The sequence below is a fragment of the Parabacteroides goldsteinii DSM 19448 = WAL 12034 genome, assembly GCF_000969835.1.
GTDB classification, from domain to species: Bacteria; Bacteroidota; Bacteroidia; order Bacteroidales; family Tannerellaceae; genus Parabacteroides; species Parabacteroides goldsteinii.
In genome coordinates this window covers 1,979,480-2,000,318 of sequence record NZ_KQ033913.1, presented here as the reverse complement: position 1 = coordinate 2,000,318, position 20,839 = coordinate 1,979,480, and the positions used below count along the sequence as shown (strand labels likewise).

General features: G+C 43.1%; 12 protein-coding genes. 11 read left to right on the top strand and 1 reads right to left on the bottom strand.

Annotation, left to right across the window (positions count from 1 at the left end):
* The first annotated feature begins 39 nt into the window (after positions 1-39).
* The 4 genes from HMPREF1535_RS21125 (at position 40) to HMPREF1535_RS21110 (ending at position 7,048) form a co-directional block, all read left to right on the top strand.
* Complete coding sequence (locus HMPREF1535_RS21125; protein ID WP_007658183.1) at positions 40-1,437, top strand: FAD-dependent oxidoreductase; 1,398 nt, start codon at positions 40-42, stop codon at positions 1,435-1,437.
* A 47-nt stretch (positions 1,438-1,484) separates the two neighbouring features.
* Complete coding sequence (locus HMPREF1535_RS21120; RefSeq protein WP_007658180.1) at positions 1,485-3,392, top strand: FAD-dependent oxidoreductase; 1,908 nt, start codon at positions 1,485-1,487, stop codon at positions 3,390-3,392.
* 16 nt (positions 3,393-3,408) lie between these two features.
* Positions 3,409-5,268 (top strand): FAD-dependent oxidoreductase, encoded by a 1,860-nt coding sequence (locus HMPREF1535_RS21115; RefSeq protein ID WP_007658177.1) that lies wholly within the window; start codon positions 3,409-3,411, stop codon positions 5,266-5,268.
* A gap of 112 nt (positions 5,269-5,380) precedes the next feature.
* On the top strand, positions 5,381-7,048 hold the full coding sequence (locus HMPREF1535_RS21110) for a glycoside hydrolase family protein (RefSeq protein WP_007658176.1): 1,668 nt from the start codon (positions 5,381-5,383) through the stop codon (positions 7,046-7,048).
* 568 nt (positions 7,049-7,616) lie between these two features.
* On the opposite strand, the gene HMPREF1535_RS21105 is transcribed toward HMPREF1535_RS21110, so the two are convergent.
* A complete protein-coding gene (locus HMPREF1535_RS21105; protein WP_007658175.1) occupies positions 7,617-8,177 on the bottom strand; it encodes an RNA polymerase sigma factor in 561 nt (186 codons plus the stop codon).
* A gap of 659 nt (positions 8,178-8,836) precedes the next feature.
* Between HMPREF1535_RS21105 and HMPREF1535_RS21100 the strand changes: the two genes are divergently transcribed.
* The 7 genes from HMPREF1535_RS21100 to HMPREF1535_RS21070 form a co-directional block, all read left to right on the top strand.
* Complete coding sequence (locus HMPREF1535_RS21100) at positions 8,837-9,721, top strand: FecR family protein (protein WP_007658174.1); 885 nt, start codon at positions 8,837-8,839, stop codon at positions 9,719-9,721.
* Positions 9,722-9,933: 212 nt separating this feature from the next.
* Complete coding sequence (locus tag HMPREF1535_RS21095) at positions 9,934-13,302, top strand: TonB-dependent receptor (RefSeq protein WP_229102734.1); 3,369 nt, start codon at positions 9,934-9,936, stop codon at positions 13,300-13,302.
* Between the two features lie 22 nt (positions 13,303-13,324).
* The gene (locus HMPREF1535_RS21090) at positions 13,325-15,184 is read left to right on the top strand and encodes a RagB/SusD family nutrient uptake outer membrane protein (RefSeq protein WP_046147384.1); all 1,860 of its coding nucleotides are present in this window, start codon (positions 13,325-13,327) and stop codon (positions 15,182-15,184) included.
* A gap of 30 nt (positions 15,185-15,214) precedes the next feature.
* Complete coding sequence (locus HMPREF1535_RS21085; protein ID WP_007658170.1) at positions 15,215-15,703, top strand: DUF5018-related domain-containing protein; 489 nt, start codon at positions 15,215-15,217, stop codon at positions 15,701-15,703.
* Between the two features lie 98 nt (positions 15,704-15,801).
* Complete coding sequence (locus HMPREF1535_RS21080; protein ID WP_229102735.1) at positions 15,802-17,307, top strand: endo-alpha-N-acetylgalactosaminidase family protein; 1,506 nt, start codon at positions 15,802-15,804, stop codon at positions 17,305-17,307.
* 20 nt (positions 17,308-17,327) lie between these two features.
* A complete protein-coding gene (locus HMPREF1535_RS21075) occupies positions 17,328-20,372 on the top strand; it encodes a glycoside hydrolase domain-containing protein (protein WP_007658166.1) in 3,045 nt (1,014 codons plus the stop codon).
* 132 nt (positions 20,373-20,504) lie between these two features.
* On the top strand, positions 20,505-20,839 hold a 335-nt coding region (locus HMPREF1535_RS21070; protein WP_046147666.1), incomplete at its 3' end, for an IS110 family transposase.

The window sequence follows — 20,839 nt, the reverse complement described above, 5'->3', positions numbered from 1 at the left end:
CAGCTATAAATAGTATAAATCAGATAAGCAGAATTGAAGATGGGCAATAGAAGAGATTTTGTAAAGAAAGTAGGAGCGATGGCAGTGACGGCAACGATACCCGGTCTTATAAATTCGGCTCCATTGGTTTCTCAGGAAAAGGTTCTGACATTAAAACGTTCGAAAATAAAGGTCAATGACCAATGGGATGTGATCGTTGTAGGAGGAGGACCGGCAGGTTGCACGGCAGCAATTTCTGCTGCACGGGAAGGTGCCAGAACTTTACTGATAGAAGCTATGGGACAATTGGGAGGGATGGGAACAGCTGGTATGGTACCAGCTTGGTGCCCGTTTTCAGACGGTGAGAAAATTATATACCGGGGATTGGCCGAGAAAATATTCAGAGCTTCCCGAAAAGGAGTTTCCCATGAACCGGAAAATAAACTGGATTGGGTCAGTATCAATCCAGAGTATTTAATGACTGTCTACGACCGGATGGTAACGGAAGCAGGGGCAGATGTTTTATTCTTCTCTCGTTTGGCAGCCGTCGAAATGTCGTCAAATGATACGATTGATGCGATCATCGTATCAAATAAAGCAGGACTTGTGGCTTTTAAAAGTAAGGTCTATATAGATGCGACGGGAGATGGGGATCTGGCAGCCTGGGCAGGTGCTCCGTTTAAGCGTGGATATGGAGACGATGGGGCTGTCCAGAAATCCAGTTTATGTTTTTCCTTTGCGAATGTGGACTCTTATGACTATATGAACGGTCCGGTATTATACCAATGGAAGAATGAAAAGACGCCACTTTATGTAGCGGTTCGTTCAGGTAAATATCCTTTAGTTGATACTCATTTTTGCAATAACCTGTCGGGACCGGATGTTATCCAATGTAATGCCGGTCATATGGATGTTGATACGACAGACCCATGGGCCATATCACAAGCTATGATACTGGGGCGTCGAAAGGCAGGCCAGTATTTAGAAGCCATGAAGGATGTACGGCCTACGACCTTTGCCAATGCTTTTGTCGTAAAAACAGCTTCTTTGCTTGGAGTGAGGGATAGCCGCCGGATTGAAGGCGATTATATTTTTACGGTTGATGACTGGAGGCAACGGAAATCTTTTGAAGATGAAATCGGGAGGAATTGCTATTATATAGATATCCATAGTGGTAAGCATATCCCTGAACACTATAAGAAAGGAGAGTCACATGGAATTCCGTATCGTTGCCTGACACCTAAAGGAATTAAGAATTTGTTGACGGCAGGGCGTTGTATCTCAACAGATGAACAGGCCTTTGGCAGTACTCGTGTAATGCCTTGTTGTCTGGTAACCGGGGAAGCAGCCGGTATGGCAGCCATGCATGCTGTTAAGCAGACTAAAAATGATGTACATAAGATAGATACCCTTTATTTGAGAAAAAGATTGAAAGAAGAAGGACAATTGATCCTGTGATCTTTTATACAGATTCCGAATCATAATAACAGTAAATGAAGATTTTTATGAAACAATGGTGGATTATAATATTATTAATAACGGTCTGTCCTTTGAAAGCGGATAATATTTTTATAGAAGCAGAAAGCTTTGATAAAAAAGGAGGATGGGTACTGGATAATCAATCCATGGGGCAAATGGGATCTCCTTATCTGCTGGCACATGGACTAGGTGTTCCGGTAGAAAATGCTTCAACGGTAATCCAGGTTCGGAAGGCAGGGAAATATCGTGTATGGGTTAGGACCAGGGATTGGGTGAAACAATGGAATAAAACTGGTTCTCCCGGACGTTTTGAAGTCTTATTAAACGGAAAAGCACTGGACGCTACCTTTGGGACGGAAAAAGCCTCTTGGCATTGGCAGGATGGCGGGACAATTATGTTGAAAGTTGGTGATAATCGTTTGGAACTTCAGGATTTGACTGGTTTTGATGGCCGGTGCGATGCTATTTTTCTCAGCTCTGAATTGGATTTATTTCCTCCGGATGAGGGGAAGCTGTTAGCAGTTTTCCGTCGGGAAATGTTGGGTTTACCTGTTGAGCCGGAAGACGGGGGAGAGTATGACCTGGTTGTTATTGGTGGTGGTATTGCCGGATGTTGTGCTGCTCTCAGTGCTGCCCGTCTCGGTTGTAAGGTTGCCCTGATACAAAACCGTCCGGTTTTAGGAGGCAACAATAGTTCGGAAGTCAGAGTCGGACTTTCCGGTATGATTGCCCAGCAACCTTATACGAACCTGGGATACCTGGTAGATGAACTTGGAGGTGTCGGACATTGGAATGCCTGGGAAGCAAAGAGGGATTCGCTGTCTGTCAGGAGCAGACAGATTTTTGGAATATTACAGCGGCATCCGGAAAAGAAAATCCATAATGCAGGTCCGGCAACTAATTATGAAGATGAAAAGAAGTTGTCTTTGTTGCTAAGTCAGGAAAACCTGAGCCTATTTTTAAATATGCAGGTTTTTGATGTCAAAAAAGAAGGAAATAAAATTATTTCTGTTGTAGGGCAGGATATTATGTCAGGAAAAGAGTATATCTTTAAGGGCAAATTATTTTCAGATTGCACTGGTGACGGTGAAGTCGGTTTTTTGGCAGGTGCGGACTTTCGTATGGGGCGGGAAAGTAAAGAGGAGACAGGTGAACCCAGGGCTCCTTTAAAAGCCGATCAGTTGGTAATGGGGACGTCTGTACAATGGTATACGGAAGATACTCCTGAGGTTTCAGTCTTTCCCGATTGTCCGTGGGCTATCCGGTTCAATGAGGAGACATGTATTCCGGGATTTCGAGGTGACTGGGATTGGGAGGCAGGTCTTGATAGAGATCAGATTACGGAAATAGAATATATTCGTGATCATGCCCTCCGGGCAGTCTACGGAAACTGGGCATTTCTGAAAAATGAAAGTAAGAGGAAAGAAGAGTTTGCCGGAAAGAAATTGGCATGGGTGGCTTATATCGGCGGAAAACGCGAATCCCGCCGTCTGTTGGGTGATATAATCTTACGTGAGCAGGATTTGCTGGAGAAGGTCCCTTACGAAGATGCGACCTTTACTACCACCTGGGGTGTCGACCTGCATTATCCTAAACCGATTGCTGGAATGGAAGAAGAGCCTTTTCTTTCCTATTGTGATGTGCAGGAAATAGAACCTTATCCCGTTCCGTATCGTTGTCTGTATTCAAGGAATATCGACAATCTGTTTATGGCCGGCCGGAATATTAGTGTGACTCATGTCGCATTGGGTACTGTACGGGTGATGAGAACCGGAGGGATGATGGGAGAAGTTGTCGGGATGGCCGCCTCTCTGTGCAGGAAGCATCAGACCTTGCCGAGGGGAGTGTATGAAAAATATTTACCGGATTTACAAGTGTTGATGAGCCGGGGTGTTGGTAAATCAGGCTTTCCGGAAGCAGGAAAATTAGACTAATGTAAATATATTTATCATGAAAGCATTAATAACATTATTACTATTATTGAGTTTAGGTACGGTAAGAGCCGCCGACCTTTTCGTTGAAGCTGAAAGTTTCAGTCACAAAGGAGGCTGGGTAGTCGACCAGCAGTTTATGGATCTGATGGGATCGCCGTATTTGCTGGCCCATGGCATGGGTGAACCGGTAGACGATGCTTATACTGAAGTTACTTTTCCTGAAAAGGGGGAGTATTATGTATATGTCCGTACATATAACTGGACTTCTCCTTGGAAAAAAGGAGAAGGGCCCGGTAAATTCAGCTTGTCGGTAGGAGGTAAAAAGCTGGCGTCACCGTTAGGAACCGAAGGTACAGCCTGGATGTGGCAGGTTGCCGGTAAGGTGTCGGTGAAAAATCTCAGGACAGTGGTCAAGCTGCATGACCTGACAGGTTTTGACGGTCGTTGCGATGCTATTTATTTTACTACGGAAGAGGGGCGGATACCTCCGTCCGATATGAAACAACTGGAAGCCTTCCGCCGGAAAGCGCTGGGTTTTCCGGATGAAGCGCCGTTGGCGGGACAGTATGACCTGGTTGTTGTCGGAGCCGGTATTGCCGGGATGAGTGCCGCTGTATCGGCTGCCCGTTTAGGATGCAAAGTTGCTTTGATTAACGACCGTCCGGTGATTGGAGGTAATAATAGCTCGGAGATCCGTGTCCATTTGGGAGGACGTATCGAAGAAGGCGTCTATAAGGAATTGGGAGGTTTGCAAAAGGAATTCGGTCCGGAAAAGGGAGGAAATGCCCAACCTGCGGAAAACTACGAAGACCAGAAAAAACTGGATTGGCTGGCAAATGAAAAGAATGTGACTCTTTTCCTGAACTATCGTGCAATCGGCGTAACAAAAGATGGTAATAAAATAACATCCGTTACAGCCCGGCATATCGAAAGTGGTAAAGAACAGAAGTTTGAAGCCCCTCTCTTTTCAGATTGTACGGGAGACGGAACAATAGGCTATCTGGCCGGAGCCGATTTCCGTATGGGACGTGAAGCCAAGAGTGAATTCGGAGAAAGTATCGCTCCCGAAAAGGCCGATAAGATGACAATGGGTGCTTCCGTTCAATGGTATTCCGTAGACAATGGAAGAAGCTCATCTTTTCCGGATTTCAGTTACGGCGTGGAGTTCAATGATAAGAATTGCGAGAAAGTCCTGATGGGTGAATGGACCTGGGAGACCGGAATGAACCTGGACCAGATTAAAGATTTTGAACGTATTCGTGACTATGGCATGCTGGTCGTTTATTCCAATTGGAGTTACCTGAAGAATCAGATGAAAGAGAATACTCAGTATCGCAACCGTAAACTGGGCTGGGTGGCCTATGTGGCAGGCAAACGGGAATCCCGTCGTTTGATGGGGGACTATATTCTGAAAGAAGATGACATTACAAAAAATGTCACCCATGAAGATGCTTCTTTTGCTACGACCTGGAGTATTGATCTGCATTGGCAGGATCCAGCAAACAGCGCCCATTTTCCGGGAAATGAATTTAAGGCGGTAACGAAACATATCCTGATCCATCCGTATCCGGTTCCTTATCGTTGTCTTTACTCCCGCAATATAGATAACCTGTTTATGGCCGGGCGCAATATCAGTGTTACGCATGTTGCACTGGGTACGGTCCGTGTGATGCGTACGACAGGGATGATGGGCGAGGTTGTCGGTATGGCTGCCTCTTTATGTAAGAAATACGGAGTGGAACCCCGCAAGGTGTACCAGTCTTATCTGGAAGAACTCAAAGTGCTGATGAAAGAGGGGGTAAATAAAAAAGGATTACCCAATAACCAGCGCTATAATGAAGGAGGAATATTAAAAGAAAAGCCTGTCGTTAAATAATATCCGGTTGAAAACTACGCAAACCTTTGCGTAGTTTTTTTTCGTATAAGCCGCAGCACTCAATATATAAAAGTTATACATTTGAAGCATTAAAAGCTTAATTCTTAATACAATGAAACTCTATTCTTTATTATTGTGTGCGTCAGCTGCCTGTTGGTTCGGTATGCAGGATATAAATGCCCAGATCACCGAAAGACCTCGTCCCGTCGAATGGGATCACCTGGTTGAAGGCGCCCGGTTTATAGACCGTTTTCTTCCGATGCCGGCGGGAAAACTGAGCAGTGATGTCTGGGGAGCCAAAGATGTCGTTCCACGTTATGTCGATAACGGTATCGAAGACGATATTCGTTCCTATTGGGGAGGGAATATCCTGCTGGGAGAAGATAACCAATATCATTTATACGTTTGCGGCTGGCCGGAGAACTCTCCGAAAGGACATATGTTCTGGCCCAATTCGACAGTTTACCATGCCGTATGTAAAAATTCGGTAGGTCCTTTCATAATAAAAGATACGATAGGTCCGGGACATAATCCGGAAGCCTTCCGGTTAAAAGACGGACGTGTTGTTGTTTATGTAATCGACGGATATTATATTTCCGATGGCCTGAACGGTCCGTGGACTCGTAAGAAGTTTGATTTTGATAAACGCGACCGCCGTATCATAGAAGGTCTTTCCAACCTGACTTTCGCTCAACGGGAAGACGGTTCCTATCTGATGGTTTGCCGTGGAGGTGGTGTATGGATCAGCCAGACCGGACTTTCGCCTTACAACCAGATTTCCGATAAGCGGGCTTATCCTCCGGTAAAAGGGGAGTTTGAAGACCCTGTTGTCTGGCGTGACCACGTTCAATACCACCTGATTGTGAATGATTGGTTGGGACGTATCGCTTTTTATCAACGCTCGAAAGATGGTATCAATTGGATAACCGATCCGGGAGAGGCTTACCAGCCGGGAGTCTCTTTCCATGAAGATGGAAAAGTGGAGAACTGGTTTAAATATGAACGAATCAAAATCTTTCAGGATAAATATGGCCGTGCTATCCAGGCAAATTTCGCTGTTATCGACACATTGAAGAACGAAGATTTGCCAAACGATAACCACAGTTCCAAAAACATCAGCATCCCCCTGAATCCGGGTGTATTGCTGACAGTTCTCGATACGAAACCGATTACGGAGAAGACAAAGACTATTCGTGTTAAGATTGCAGCCGAAGAAGGATTTAATCCGCAAACGGATATCGACCTGAACTCTCTTCGTTTCGGTGCATCTACGGAGGTGAATTATGGTAAAGGTTGTAAAGTGCTCAGTACGAAGAATGAAGGAAAAGACCTGGTCGTTACTTTCGATGCGAAAGGAAATGGTATAACCGCAGAAGAATTTGCGCCCAAATTATTAGGGAAAACAACTTCCGGCAAATTACTTTTCGGATATGCCCGTTTGCCCTGGGTGAGTTATAATGATCCGATCCTTTCTGCCCGGATGCCGATCGTGTCACCAGATAGTCAGGATATGAATGTTGTGGTAGAGAATTTCGGTCAGGTGGCATCCAAACCTGCTGTCCTGAAACTGGAATTATTACAGGATGGAAACAGGAAAGAAGTGGGACAGGCAAAGTTGTCTTCTCTGAATCCTTATGGTAAGACGAATGTGTCATTACCCGGTAAAATGAAGTTTGAGAAAGGAAAAGCATACGATTTTGTGCTTACTATCCGGACAAAGGATAATGTGATCTCTACTTTCAGTTATCACTGCGAACCGATTGACAAAATGTTATATTAAGTGTCTTGTAGATAAGCTGTACGAAGGGAGAGTTGACTCGGTCTTTTTTTAAGCGATTGTAGAGCTGATGTTTGTGATCGATATGTTATGTGAATGGTTGGATGGTTGTCGTAAAGACGGTGTATTGTTATGGTTGCTATCAAAAAGATCTCCATATGGGTTCTTTGTGTGATTTGAGATAGTTGGAAAATGTGTGATATGTATATTGTTTTAGAATACACGATATGTTTTAAAGCATATGTTTTAGCTCTTTTTTAATCGGTGGAACAAGGCTTTTTTTGCTAATTTAACAAGATTTGACTTGTTGGTGGCTGAAAATTTGACTGCAATAAAAAAATATTTCGTTTTAAATGGAGTTTATATTCGTTTTAAACGAAATATTTTTTGCGTGTAGCGAAGAGTAATTTCGATAATAGACAAAGGTTGTGTTAATAAGTGTGTATTTTTATTTTCTGGAAGGAGAATATTGGAAGATATGTGTGTTACTGATAATTCTTGTTTTGTATCATAATATCTATAAAAAAGTGTTATTTGTGACACAGTGATATTTCTGAAATGAAAGGGATTCTTACCTTTTTTTCTTTAGGTAAGCATGAATTTTTTTGTAGGCAGTAGCAATATGTGCCTCCACTGTCTTTTGTGAGATATCCAAAAGGGTTGCTATTTCCTTTTGTTTGAGTTTATCCGAAAGAAACAATCTAAAAACTTCTTTACATTTTTCAGGTAATGAATGGATCGCTTTTTGTATAAGTTCCTGTTGTTCCTGAGCCAGTAATTTTGATTCAGGGTTATTATTATCGGCTATTAATTCGATATGATACAATTCCAAAGGTACTTTTTCCGGCTCGTTCGTTCTCCGTATGTAATGTAATGCCTGATGTTTTACGGAGGTATACAGGTAACTTTCAATATTATCTATTTTATCCAGCGTCTCCCTTTTTTTCCATATAATAAAGAATACGTCGGATACCGCTTCTTCAGCCTGCTCTTTAGACGCCAGGTAATAGAAAGCATGATGGAACAGTTGCTGATAGTACGTGTCGAAAAGCAGACGAAAGGCTTTTTCGTCCCCTTTAGTGATTTTATCAATCAAGGATGATTTTGTGTATCCACTTATTTTGAATTTCATACGTACTGCGTTCTGTGGTTTATCTCGATACTAAAGAAAAAGCAGTTTTTACCGGAGTAAATATACGGCTTTTCTTTTACGTGTAGTTTGTTCTCTGTGTTTTTAATGAAATAAATAGAAGAGTAAAGTTTCTGTAATTCAGTGGAATATATATAATGAATTCGTGATGGACATTTGCTTTTCATAAGGTGAACCTGTTTGTTTATCCGGAAATTCCCTGTCCGGATTGAACATAAAGAAAGCGTGGGAATTGCTGAATATACCTAAATACGAGGTTCTAGACTACCTTATAGACGATATAAACAACATACCCACGCTCTTTATTTGATATATAGGTACACCCATGGGTATACGTACGTATATAACAAGATAAAGAACATGAGCGTTTGTTGTCTACTATCCGTCTATAATGAAATTGTCTAGATTTCGTATTTAGGATAATATCATTAACGCTTATGTTTTTAACATGTGAATGTGCCGCAACGCTATGCTTTTTAAGCACGAAACAAATGTAGATAAAAAAGCCGAAAGGTGTATATCCATAGGTATAATTTTCTGCCCTTTTTATTAAAATGTTAAAAATGAAATTCTTTATTAGGGTTTTTTCCGGAAGCTGTCATCTATATAAGTGAACAGGATAATTATCATAATTAAAAAAGATGTCGGATATAAAAAGTAGAAAAGACGAAGAGATTACAGGACGCATTCGGTTTAAACCGGTTAAAACAGAACCGGATGTTGTCTACGAAAAACTATGGCAGCGGGTAATGAATTCGGATGCGATCATAATGGGCGTTTCTTCTGTATGGAAATATGCGTCGATTGCTGCTTCGGTTGCATTGCTGGTCGTTTCTTCTTTCTTATATAAGATGTATTTGGAACCGAGGCCGTTGGCTTATCTGGAGGTTACTTCCATGACAGGCTCAAAGACACAGGTTTTGTTGCCGGACAGTACTGTTGTCTGGTTAAATGGAAATTCACATATCCGCTATCCGGAAGTGTTTGATAGTGAAACAAGACAAATAGAACTGACAGGTGAAGCGTTCTTTGATGTGACTGAGAATAAAGAGAAGCCTTTTATTGTAAACCTGGATGGCATGCATGTGAGAGTTTTGGGAACGGAATTCAATATCTGGGCAGATCCGGATTCTGATTTGATCGAAACAACACTGGTTGAAGGCTCGGTTGCATTATATAATGATACAAACAGTTCCTCGTCACCTGATAAGATTTTGGTTCCGGGTGAACAGGCACTGTTTGATAAGCAGAGTGGAAGTATCGAAGTACGTCCGGTAAGGACTTCTTCTTATACTTCATGGATGACAGGTGACTTCTTTTTCGAAAAAATCACATTCGGAGAGATCCTCAGAGTGCTGGAACATTCTTTTAGTGTGAAGTTTCATTTGAAAAATGAATCCATAAAAGATGTATTCCTGACAGCACAATTTACGCATAAGGAGTCGCTGGAGGAAATTTTGTCTATCCTTCAAATCTCTATGAGATATAAATTTGAGATAAAGGATAGGGATGTGTATATCAGATAAACGATTGTTGAACCTTAAAAATTAATTGAAGACCATGAACAGTACGTAAAACGGTAAAAAAAATTGGGAATGCTACCAACATCCCCAATTTATGCTCTAAGCGCAGATCATTTAAGTAAACGGCAACTACCAATTGCCATAAATAATCAACTAGATTTTGCAAATGTATGAATAAACATTTAATTAGAGTGTTTCATGGGGCAAAAAGCTCTATGAATGAGGGAAATATTTCTCATAAAACACGCGATCAAGTTTTAAAAGTAACGAAATTAGCTTTATTGTTCCTCATTGTCAGTTTATGGGAAGCCACAGCCGCATTGTCCTATTCCCAGGTAACAAAATTGAACCTTGAAATGAATGGAACGATCCTTCAGGTATTAAATTCTATAGAGAATCAGTCAGAGTTTACCTTCGTGTATAAACTGAATGAGGTAAACCTGGATGAGAAAGTATCCGTCGATCTGAAGAACAAATCTATAGATGAAGTATTGGAAGTCCTGCTCCGTAATAAATCGTTGGGATATAAAATAACGGACAGACATATTGTATTATTCAAAAAAGAAGAAGTAAAGCAACAGTCACAACCTACTACGATTGTTACCGGAACGATCGTAGATGACTTTGGCGAACCTGTTATCGGTGCCAATGTCCTGGTTAAGGATCAGGCGGGTATAGGTACAACGACCGATGTGAACGGTAAATTTTCTCTGGACCTGAAAGATATCAAGTCACCGGTTTTAGTCATTTCTTTTATCGGTTACACGACACAGGAAGTGGTTGTCGGTAATAAAACGACATTGAATATTACACTAAAGGAAGACTCGAAAGCGTTGGAGGAAGTTGTTGTGATTGGTTATGGTACCAACTCAAAACGTAACCTTACTTCGGCGGTGTCTACTGTGAATACGGAGAAAATGAAAAACGTGCCGGTAGCCAATGTTACAGATGCATTGGCTGGGCGTGCCACAGGTTTGATCGTTACTTCGGCTGGTGGTGGTTTGAATAAACAGTCTACTGTCTCTATTCGTGGTGGCGGAACACCTATTGTTGTTATCGATGGATTTGTTTCTGAGTATAATGACTTTGTTAATTTAAACTCAGACGATATCGAATCGATGTCTATTTTGAAGGATGCCGCTGCTGCTGCTGTATACGGACAACGTGCCGGAAATGGCGTATTGGTGGTAAAAACGAAGAACGGTTTGAAAGGGCTTCGTGTAGATTATAGTTTTAACCAGAGTTGGAGTGAACCGACCTATTTGGAAAAGAAACTGGATTCATACGAACGGGCATCATTCGATAATACAGTACGTAATCTGTATGGCCTGGAACCTCGCTGGACGGATGAAGAAATAGAAAAATATCGTACAGGATCTGATCCGTATAATTATCCGAATACGGACTGGCAAAAGATAATGCTACGTAATTTAACTCCGGAAACAAAGCATTCACTGGCTGTACGTGGTGGTTCGGAATTTAATAAGTATTATGTTTCTTTTCAGGCATACGACCAGAAGTCGATGTACAAAGCCGATACGGAATGGTTTAAAAGATACAATGTCAGAATGAATGAAGTATCGGAGTTTAAGGATCTGGGATTGAAACTGACATTTGGTTTGGATGGTTATATTTCGACTATGCAAACTCCACGTTCCCAATATTCAACCGGCTACTGGCAAACCTGGGGGCATATCCAGAATCAGGGACCTATGGGATTAGCATATAATAAAGACGGCCAGATCTATGTAGGGTACGACAATCCTGTTGCTGAAGTATCTTCTGAATCCGGTTATTTTAAGTTTGATAACAAGATGATTACCGGTCTTTTTAATGCTGAATGGAATGTATATGGTGTGGAAGGACTGAAGGTAAAAGTGGGAGGTAATTACCGTTATGGAATGTATGATACCAAAGAATGGAACAAGACTGCTCCCCAATATGATTTAGAGGGAAATAAAGGGCCGGATTTTCCTGTTAGCTTGCAATATACAACTTCCAACAATCGTATGTGGACAATGCAGTACTTTGTAGATTACAATCGTTCCTTTTTGGACGAAACGCATAACGTGTCAGCCACATTAGGATATGAACAAAGTTACGCTTTTGGACGAGGTTTTGATGCCAAACGTAAAAATTATATTTTTATGATCGACCAAATGGGGGCCGGTCCTTCTGATACGATGGAGAACGGTGGTAGTGAATGGGAGAGAGGTAGTGCCGGTTTAGTGGCCAGGGCTTCTTATAATTATAAGAAAAAATATTATATTGAAGGGTCCTTGCGTCATGATGGAAGTGACTTGTTCCCAAAAGATCGTCGCTGGGGTAATTTCTTTTCCGGTTCTGCAGCCTGGGCTGTGTCGGAAGAAGGTTTTTTTCAACCGTTGAAGGAACGTAATATATTGAATTTCTTGAAACTTCGCGCCAGTTATGGTCAGGTCGGGATGGCCGATGTCAGTAGGTTTAGTTATTTGACATCTTATGGTTTGACAGAACGTGGTTATGTAATTGATGGTAAAATTGTTCCGACTTTTAGTGAAGGTAATTTGATTAGTGATGACATAACCTGGTATACGATTAATTCTACGGATATTGGTTTCGATTTTAATACTTTAGGCGAACGTTTATCCGGTAGCTTCGACTACTTCTATATGAAAACAACCGGTTATCTGACATCTCCGTCTAATGTAGGGTATGCTGATCCATTGGGATTATCTCTTCCGAAAGTTAAATCAAATGGTGAACATCGCCGTGCCGGTTATGAATTTAATCTCTCCTGGAAAGACCACGTGGGTGATTTCAATTATGAGGTGGGTGCTAACTTTACTTATTTTGACCAGCTTGTAGCTGTAGCCTGGGATGAAGATTTAGCGAATCAAAAAAATCCATATCTAAGACAGGTTCAACAAACGGGATATTATGGTACGGGTTATACCAATCTGGGATATTATCAAAATTCGGATCAGACATTGAATTTACCCCGTCGCGACGGTTCTTCCAATCTGGTTGCCGGTGATATCATTTATAAAGATATGAATGGTGACGGATTTATTGATGGTGCCGACCAGTGGCGTATCGGAAAAAACAGCTTTCCGCGCGGCAACTATGGTATATATGCCAATCTTTCCTATAAAGGATTTTCTGCCAATATCTTATTCCAGGGGGCAACTTCACGTGACATGTATATTGAAGATGTGGTACGTGGACAATCAACCGGCGGTTATACAATGGTGTATCCTTATCAGTTGGATTATTGGATGCCGGATAATACGGATGCTAAATTTCCGAGAATAGCAATGAACTCGAGTGTAAATGGAAATAATAACTATGTTACCTCCGACTTTTGGCTGGTCAACGGACGCTATATTCGTTTGAAATCACTTCAGTTAGGTTACGATTTCCGTTCAGTCTTATTGAAGAACATTAAATGGCTTTATAAATGTCAGGTAGTGTTGAGTGGTCAGAATTTATTTACGATTTCACCTGCTACGAAATATGGCTTTGACCCGGAAAATGGTAGTACAAATAACTATGATTATCCGATGCAACGTGTATATGCCATTAGTTTGAACCTTGGATTTTAATCATTAAATAAAGAATAGACTTATGAAACTAAAGAATATAGTATCATTGGCATCCTTGTCACTTTTACTGGGAGTAGCTTCTTGTAATGTGTTGGATACTCAACCTTTTGAAACGTATGATGAAGCAACCGTATGGGGATCTAAATCGACAGCTGATGCTTTTGTTACCGGAACGATAAGTAATGTGATGTATGGTTATGTGAACGGAAACCAGACTACTTGGGAAGAACGTACAGGTAATGCTGTTCATTCTAACGGAGGAATAGGTTTCGTTCGTGAACAGATAGACCGGTACAGCGATGATGGAGGATTAGGGGATTTCGGGAATATTCGCCGTTGCAATCTGATTATCGAGAAAGCGGCTGAATATACGGGTCAAGGCCTTTCGGATGCAGATTCTAAAGACTTGATAGCGAAAGGCAAGTTATTGCGTGCATTACTTTATTATCGTCAGGCCCGTACGATGGGGCGTTTTGTATGGGTCGATCGCGTATTGGCTCCGGCTGATACGGCCAGTAATGGAATGATGATGCCTACTACAAAAACAACAACTGAAAGTTATACTTATATATTGAACGATTTGGATGCTGCCATTCCTGATTTACCTACTTCTGTAAAAGCAGGGGAATTGTCTCGTAATATGGCTTATGCCTTTAAATCGGAAATAGCTCTACAGGCAGCCGCTTACGAAACAGATGTTGCAAAAAAGAAAGAATGGCTGAAAGCATCCATTGCTGCGGCTGATGCTGTGGAAGGTGCTTCTTTAGGAACCAGTTACGGGAATATCTTCAATGAAAAAGATCCTTATTCCAGTGAGATCATTTTTGCTATCTATCGGGATAAGGCAAATACGAATACGGATGCCATAGCACCGCTACAGAATGTGATGCCCAATACCAATAATGATAACCTGGTAAAGAATGGCTGCGGTCCGTTGTTCCAGACAAATGGCGGACAACCTTTTATCGGTTGGTTATGGTGGGCCCCTACACAAAATTTAGTAGACGGTTACGAAGTGATCGATGAGGCGACCGGACAAGGTGTGGTTTGGAGCGAATCGACTCAGTTTAAGAATAATGTAACGCTTGTCCAGGGGGCGGCCCCTGATTGGGCGATCGATCAGGAAAAGGCAGAAGTATTGTTTTATGGAAATACGAAAGGAGATAAGCTTATCAACGAGCTTATGTATAGTAACCGTGATGCCCGTTTTTATGATACTTTCGTGTATGATGGGACGACCTGGTGGAATGAAGATATTCATTTAACCGTGAATGGTAACTTGTGGCGTAAGGTAAATGGTGGCTTAGGTCCTCATATGGGATTAACTAATTATTACTGGCGCAAAGGCGTATATAATGTAGAACCTCGTGTTTTGGCCGGAACCCCGACCGATTATCATTATGTGGTAACCCGTTACGGTCGCGTCCTGCTGAACAAAGCTGAAGCGATCTTGTGGTTGGCAGGAATGGGAGAGGGTAACTATGCCGATGCTGTAGCTATCTGTAACCAGACTCGTACTGTTCATGGTAAATTACCGGCTAAACAGATTAATAATTTGCAGGAAGCCTGGAACTTCTACAAACAGGAACGCCGTTGCGAACTGCCGATGGAGAACGATTATTACTGGACTCTGTTACGCTGGGGTAAACACGGAGGATATGCCAATAACGGCGTAGCACCGGGTGGTAAGATTGCCGGATTTACAGAAATACCTACTTATGTAGAGATTACAAATGATCGTAAATCATTCTATGTCGGTAAAGTGACCCACGGTGACAATGATATTCGTGAATTCCGTGAAGACCGTCGTTATCTGCTTCCTATCCCACAGGGACAGATCGACCGTAATGCTAATTTAGGTCCCCAGAATCCGGGTTGGTAATAGATGATTAATCATTAATATAAATGAAGTATGAAAAAGAATATGATAAAACTGGTGAAGAATAGTCTGTTGTTAATGCTTGTTTTAGTATGCTCTTCATGTCTGAAAGGCAATTTGGAGGATCTACCTGCATTTGAGGAAGCGAACATCACCGATGTGAAGTTTGACTTCCGCTATAAAGATCCGACCGATGAATGGATCAACGGTGAGCCGATTGTAAAAGTCGTTACATTGACGGTCGGTGATAAGGTAATCAATACGGAAGCCGGAACGATCACTTGTACGGTTACGGTTCCTGCGGCCGACGGTCCTTTTACCGAAGCGATTCGCAATACGGTAGCACTGACTAATCTTGTGGGGAAATTCAATCTTTCTACGGCTGCGGTTATAGCTCCGCAGGACGGAGCTCCGACATTAGGTACTCCCGGTGATTTTTCTACTACACGCAGATATGTGGTGACAGCTGCTAATGGTACGAAAAAAGATTGGACAATTCAAGTTACTGCTTTAAATAAGTAACTATATTTATACCCTTAGATCTGAAATCCTGAGGCTGTCCGTGTCTCCATATAGATCGGACAGCCTTTTCTATAATGTACTAATGTAAAATGAAGAAGATGATGAAAACTCATTTTTGGTTATTGTGTTTTGTATGTTTGTTCGTTAACCATTCATTATTTTCCCAGGGAATTTCGAACGAATCCTGGCGGAATATCACCGGAGAGAAATACGACTGGACGAAAACGATGCGTCCCGAACAACCTTATATGCATCCGTACCATCAGATGCAAGTAATGAAGATCATGTTGTCTTATCCGGATGAAAAGGGAGACCCAGTGCTTTGTTATACCTTCGAGCAGGTCTTGTCTTTGGTTAAACAGATGGATGCTGTAACGAGAGGACTTCCGAAGACATTGTATCTGGTCGGATGGCAATATAACGGGCATGACGATAAGTATCCTGCCTGGTTTGAAGTGAATAATCACTTGAAAAGGGAATGCGATGCCACCGGACGTGAATCATTGTTGTGGCTGGCGAAAGAAGCGAGGAAATATAATACTTATATTAGCGTCCATGTGAATATGACGGATGCATATGAGGACAGTCCCCTTTGGGAAGAATATTTGTCCAAAGGTTTTATTTCCCGGAATACGGATGGAACACCGATGCAGATTGGAGTTTGGAATAACCGTAAAGCCTATCAGGTCTGTTATAAGAACGAATGGGAGAGCGGCTATGCAGTAAAGAGGATTGATGCTTTGTTGGAACTATTGCCTTTTATTCAGGAAGCCGGATCGATTATGATAGATGCTTTCTTTGTGCGTGACAATCCTTATGAAAAGATTTCGTGGGCGGAAGAAGAAAACTATCAGCGAAGAATATTCCGGTATTTCAGAAGTAGAGGTATTGATGTAACCCATGAGAGTTTTAACCGCTTGCGGGAAGGAAAAGACTTGTTTATCGGTGTAAGTCCGTGGTATTTGTGGTTTGAAGCTACTGAAAGCGATTATATGAAATATCCGGCTTACATGACAACCGGCGGTGCTTCTTATCTTTTTGCCAAGCAATTTCCTGATCTGACCAAAGAACAGCTCCAACTGGGCTTTCTGTTTGGTATGAGCGGACGCGGTGAAGATTGTTTCGGTAATTTGGAAAACGGATCTTTGCCCGATGTCAACTGGATAGATAAATACCGTTACCAGTTCTATACGGGAACGCTGTCCTATGTTTACCTGAACCGTTACAAGCGGGAAAAGTTGGTAGGGAAAGGCGGAAATCGTGTCGTTTACTACAACGACGACCTGGTTGTTTCGCTGAAAGATTCTACCATCATCCACCATGGACAGGTGTTGAGGGATAAGGATGACCTTTTCATGCCGGTCCTTTGGCGTGGCGAACGGGAATATATGGCCTACTCTGTAAAAGGGTATACCGGCAAGTCTTGGCAATTGCCACCCGACTGGTCGGACGTGCAAAGCGTGGATATTTATAAGATAACACCTTCCGGTATCTTTTATAAAAGCAGTGAAGTATGTGCCGACGGATGTGTCCGACTGTCGCTCGAGCCGGATGAAGCAGTATCGGTAATCCCTTCTACCGGGCGTAATAAATCTGGTTTTTAATATCTTAAAATTCTAACTTCATGAAACATTTATTATTGTATGCATTATTTGTCTATATAGGGATTGGTTGTTGCCGGGATACAGCACTGGCACCCTACACGTATGCAGTGGCTGAGACTCCGTGGAACGAAGCTCTGGGTAACCATCGTGCCGTACTGGCGGTTGACGCTCCGGCTGAAGCGGTCAAGCTATCCTTCGACTGGCGGCGCCCCGATAAGGAGGTGGAGAACCGTCGTTTTCTGATTGTCGATGCAGAGACGGGAGATACGATCCCCAACATCCAGCGACTGGAAGTCAATAACGAACAATGTGAGCTTCTGTTTGGCCCTGTCAAAAAGAAAGGCACTTATTTCTTTTATTACCTCCCTTACCTGGTACAGGAAGGACATGGTAATTATCACCGGGGATATTATCCGAAGGAAGAGGCACCTGACCGGCAATGGCTGGCCGTTACGTCGTCCGGATCTTCTGTCGGGCAACTTCCGGAAGCTACGATCGTCCGTGTAGAATCGCGTACGCAGTTCGACAGTTTCTATCCGATGGAAGTTACAGCTTCGGCCAGTGAGAAAGAGAGTTACCGGCAAGCCAATCCCGGACACTTTCTCGTCTTCCCGGAAGATCGCTCATTGCCTATACGTATGAAAGCAGATGTTCCTTATAAATGGTTGCAAAGTCCATTGCAAACGTCGTTTACCGGGAAAGCCCAACCGAACGAATATTACACCTTCCAGTTAGGTGTGTGGGCTGCAAAAGACGAATTGAAGAGTGTTACTTATGAAACATCCGGCTTGAAAAGTGGAAACAACCTGATTCCGGCGGAAGCGATTACTTGCTTCAATATAAATGGAGTAAATCCGAAAGGAAAAACGTTTACCAAAAAGGTGAGTGTAGCTCCGGATGCCGTTCAACCATTATGGTTCGGGGTGGATCTGAAAGCAGACCAACCCAGTGGTACATATAAAGGCATCGTTACTTTAAAAGATGAAACAGGATATGCTGTTCCTGTAGAAATAGAGCTGAAAGTGTCCGGTAAAATGCTGGCAGACCGTGGCGATGGCGAACTTTGGCGTCATAGCCGTCTGCGTTGGCTCAACTCAACCCGGGGAATCAGTGACAAACCGACTGAAGGCTACACGGCCATATCGTTGACCGACAACCGTGTTTCCTGCCTGGGGCGTGAGGTGTCTTTCGACAGGCAGACCGCCCTGCCGTCGTCTATCGACTCGTGGGGACAGGAAGTGTTGGCTTCTCCCGTGCGCTTTGTCATCCGTACAGCTTCGGGAGAAAAGAAGCTGAACGGGACGATCGATCTGACGGGGCGATCCGAAGGAAAAATATCGGGTACCTGGAAGGCGGAAGATGATGACTTGGCACTGGCTTGTACGGGCACGATGGAGTTTGACGGCTGGATGAACTATGTCTATACCATCACTCCTAAAAAAGAGTTGCAGATTGAAGACATCCGTCTTGAGATACCGATGAAAAGCGAAGCCTCCTCTTATTTCATGGGATTTGGTTTGCCTGGGCAGGAAACCCCGGCTAATTATTCCGGAGGGTGGGATAATCAAGGAAAGACGGTACACGATTTTGCCGTTTCCATCCCGACCAACAAAGGAGCTTCGTGGCTGTGGCCTTTCGACAGTTTTTGGTGTGGTTCCGAAAAAGCTGGTATCCATTGCGAACTGCGCGGGGCTAGTTATACCGGTCCGCTGTTGAATCTTTATCGTCCGGCTTATCCCGAAAGCTGGTATAACAACGGCAAAGGCGGTTTCCGTATCAACCGTAACGGTAACCTGACAGCGGCGACGGCATACAGCGGCGCGCGTACTCTCAAAATCGGCGAAGACTTGACGTTCGATTTTTCTTTGCTGCTCACCCCGGTAAAGAAAGTAAATAGCCGCAGCCAGTTTACCAACCGGTATTACCATAATGGGGGTACTCCCAGACCGGAGGCCAAAGATGTGGAGACGGGTATAAAGATCATCAACGTACATCATGCCAACGACCTGAATCCGTTCATTAATTACCCGTTCATGACAGCCGATTCCATCAAGGCTTTTGCGGATGAATGGCATGGCAAGGGGTGTAAGGTGAAGTTGTATTATACCATCCGCGAGTTGACCAATGTTGTCCCGGAAATCTGGGCATTGCGCAGCTTGGGCGATGAAATCTTGCAAGGCGGTAACGGGGGCGGTTTCCCTTGGTGTCGCGAACATTATGTGACCGATTATACTCCTCAGTGGTACCAGCATTTTGATAAAGGAGAGAAAAGAGGTGTCATTGCCGATGCATCTGTCTTGACGGCTACAGGCGATTCACGTTGGTACAATTACTATGTGGAAGGATTGGCATGGTTAGTGCAGTATACCGGCATCGATGGGTTGTATCTGGATGATGTCGCTTTCGGCCGTGACATGCTGAAACGGATGCGTCATGCGATGGAAGAGGTGAAGCCGGGTTGTATTATCGACTTGCATTCGAATACTGGTTTCTCACGTGGACCGGCTATCCAGTATACAGAGTACTTCCCTTACGTAGACAAGGTATGGTTTGGCGAAAGTTTCATGTATAACGAAATGTCTCCGGCAAACTGGCTGGTAGAAGTCTCCGGTCTTCCTTTCGGCTTAATGGGGGATATGTTGCATGGTGGAGGTAACCAATGGTTAGGAATGCAATATGGCATGACGAATCGTTTACCTTGGTATACTGAAGGTGTTGTTGGTAATCCGCGGCATGTTTGGAAGCTGTGGGATGAATTCGGGATCATGGATGCGCAGATGATCGGCTTCTGGGAAAAGAATCCGGTTGTGACCGTTTCGGATAAAGATGTGAAAGTAACGACGTACGTGAATAAAGGCAAGACACTGCTGTCGATCGGTAATTATTCCAGTACGAAGAAGCAGGTTAAACTGAATATCGACTGGAAACAATTAGGTCTGAATCCGTCGTCTGTCCGTATGCAGGCTCCGGATATTACCGATTTTCAGAAAGCACGGGAGTTTACGCCGACCGATCTGATTCCGGTCGATCCGAAACGCGGATGGCTGATCCTTTTGAGTGAATGACTATTATTTTGCACCCGATTCATAAAGTTTGAATTTTATCATGAAACATCCATGAAATAAATTTCGTCCAAGAGAATGTAAATAGGGGGGTATTGTTTACTTTAGTGTCATTCACTCGAAAAAACGAATGCAATGAAAACAGTACCTTTTGAACAAGTCATCCTCCGGGGTTGTGGAATAGATGTCCACAAGGACATGGTAGTTGCTACGATAAGTGGCGAAGGTCTCAAAACTGAAACCCGCAGTTACAAGACCTTCAGTAGTTCTTTGACAGAATTAAAAGAATGGTTATTATCCAGTGGCATTACGCATGTAGCCATGGAAAGTACCGGTGTTTACCGGAAGCCGGTTTATAAGATTCTTGAATGTCCTGATATGAAAGTCTGGATCGTGAACGCACGGCACATCAAGTATGTTCCCGGGCACAAAACGGATAAAAAGGATAGTGGCTGGATTTGCAAACTGCT

Excerpts from the sequence above, each read along its gene's own strand:
- HMPREF1535_RS21125 (WP_007658183.1), top strand. The coding sequence starts at position 40 with ATGGGCAATAGAAGAGATTTTGTAAAGAAAGTAGGAGCGATGGCAGTG.
- HMPREF1535_RS21120 (WP_007658180.1), top strand. The coding sequence starts at position 1,485 with ATGAAACAATGGTGGATTATAATATTATTAATAACGGTCTGTCCTTTG.
- HMPREF1535_RS21115 (WP_007658177.1), top strand. The coding sequence starts at position 3,409 with ATGAAAGCATTAATAACATTATTACTATTATTGAGTTTAGGTACGGTA.
- HMPREF1535_RS21110 (WP_007658176.1), top strand. The coding sequence starts at position 5,381 with ATGAAACTCTATTCTTTATTATTGTGTGCGTCAGCTGCCTGTTGGTTC.
- HMPREF1535_RS21105 (WP_007658175.1), bottom strand. The coding sequence starts at position 8,177 with ATGAAATTCAAAATAAGTGGATACACAAAATCATCCTTGATTGATAAA.
- HMPREF1535_RS21100 (WP_007658174.1), top strand. The coding sequence starts at position 8,837 with ATGTCGGATATAAAAAGTAGAAAAGACGAAGAGATTACAGGACGCATT.
- HMPREF1535_RS21095 (WP_229102734.1), top strand. The coding sequence starts at position 9,934 with ATGAATGAGGGAAATATTTCTCATAAAACACGCGATCAAGTTTTAAAA.
- HMPREF1535_RS21090 (WP_046147384.1), top strand. The coding sequence starts at position 13,325 with ATGAAACTAAAGAATATAGTATCATTGGCATCCTTGTCACTTTTACTG.
- HMPREF1535_RS21085 (WP_007658170.1), top strand. The coding sequence starts at position 15,215 with ATGAAAAAGAATATGATAAAACTGGTGAAGAATAGTCTGTTGTTAATG.
- HMPREF1535_RS21080 (WP_229102735.1), top strand. The coding sequence starts at position 15,802 with ATGATGAAAACTCATTTTTGGTTATTGTGTTTTGTATGTTTGTTCGTT.
- HMPREF1535_RS21075 (WP_007658166.1), top strand. The coding sequence starts at position 17,328 with ATGAAACATTTATTATTGTATGCATTATTTGTCTATATAGGGATTGGT.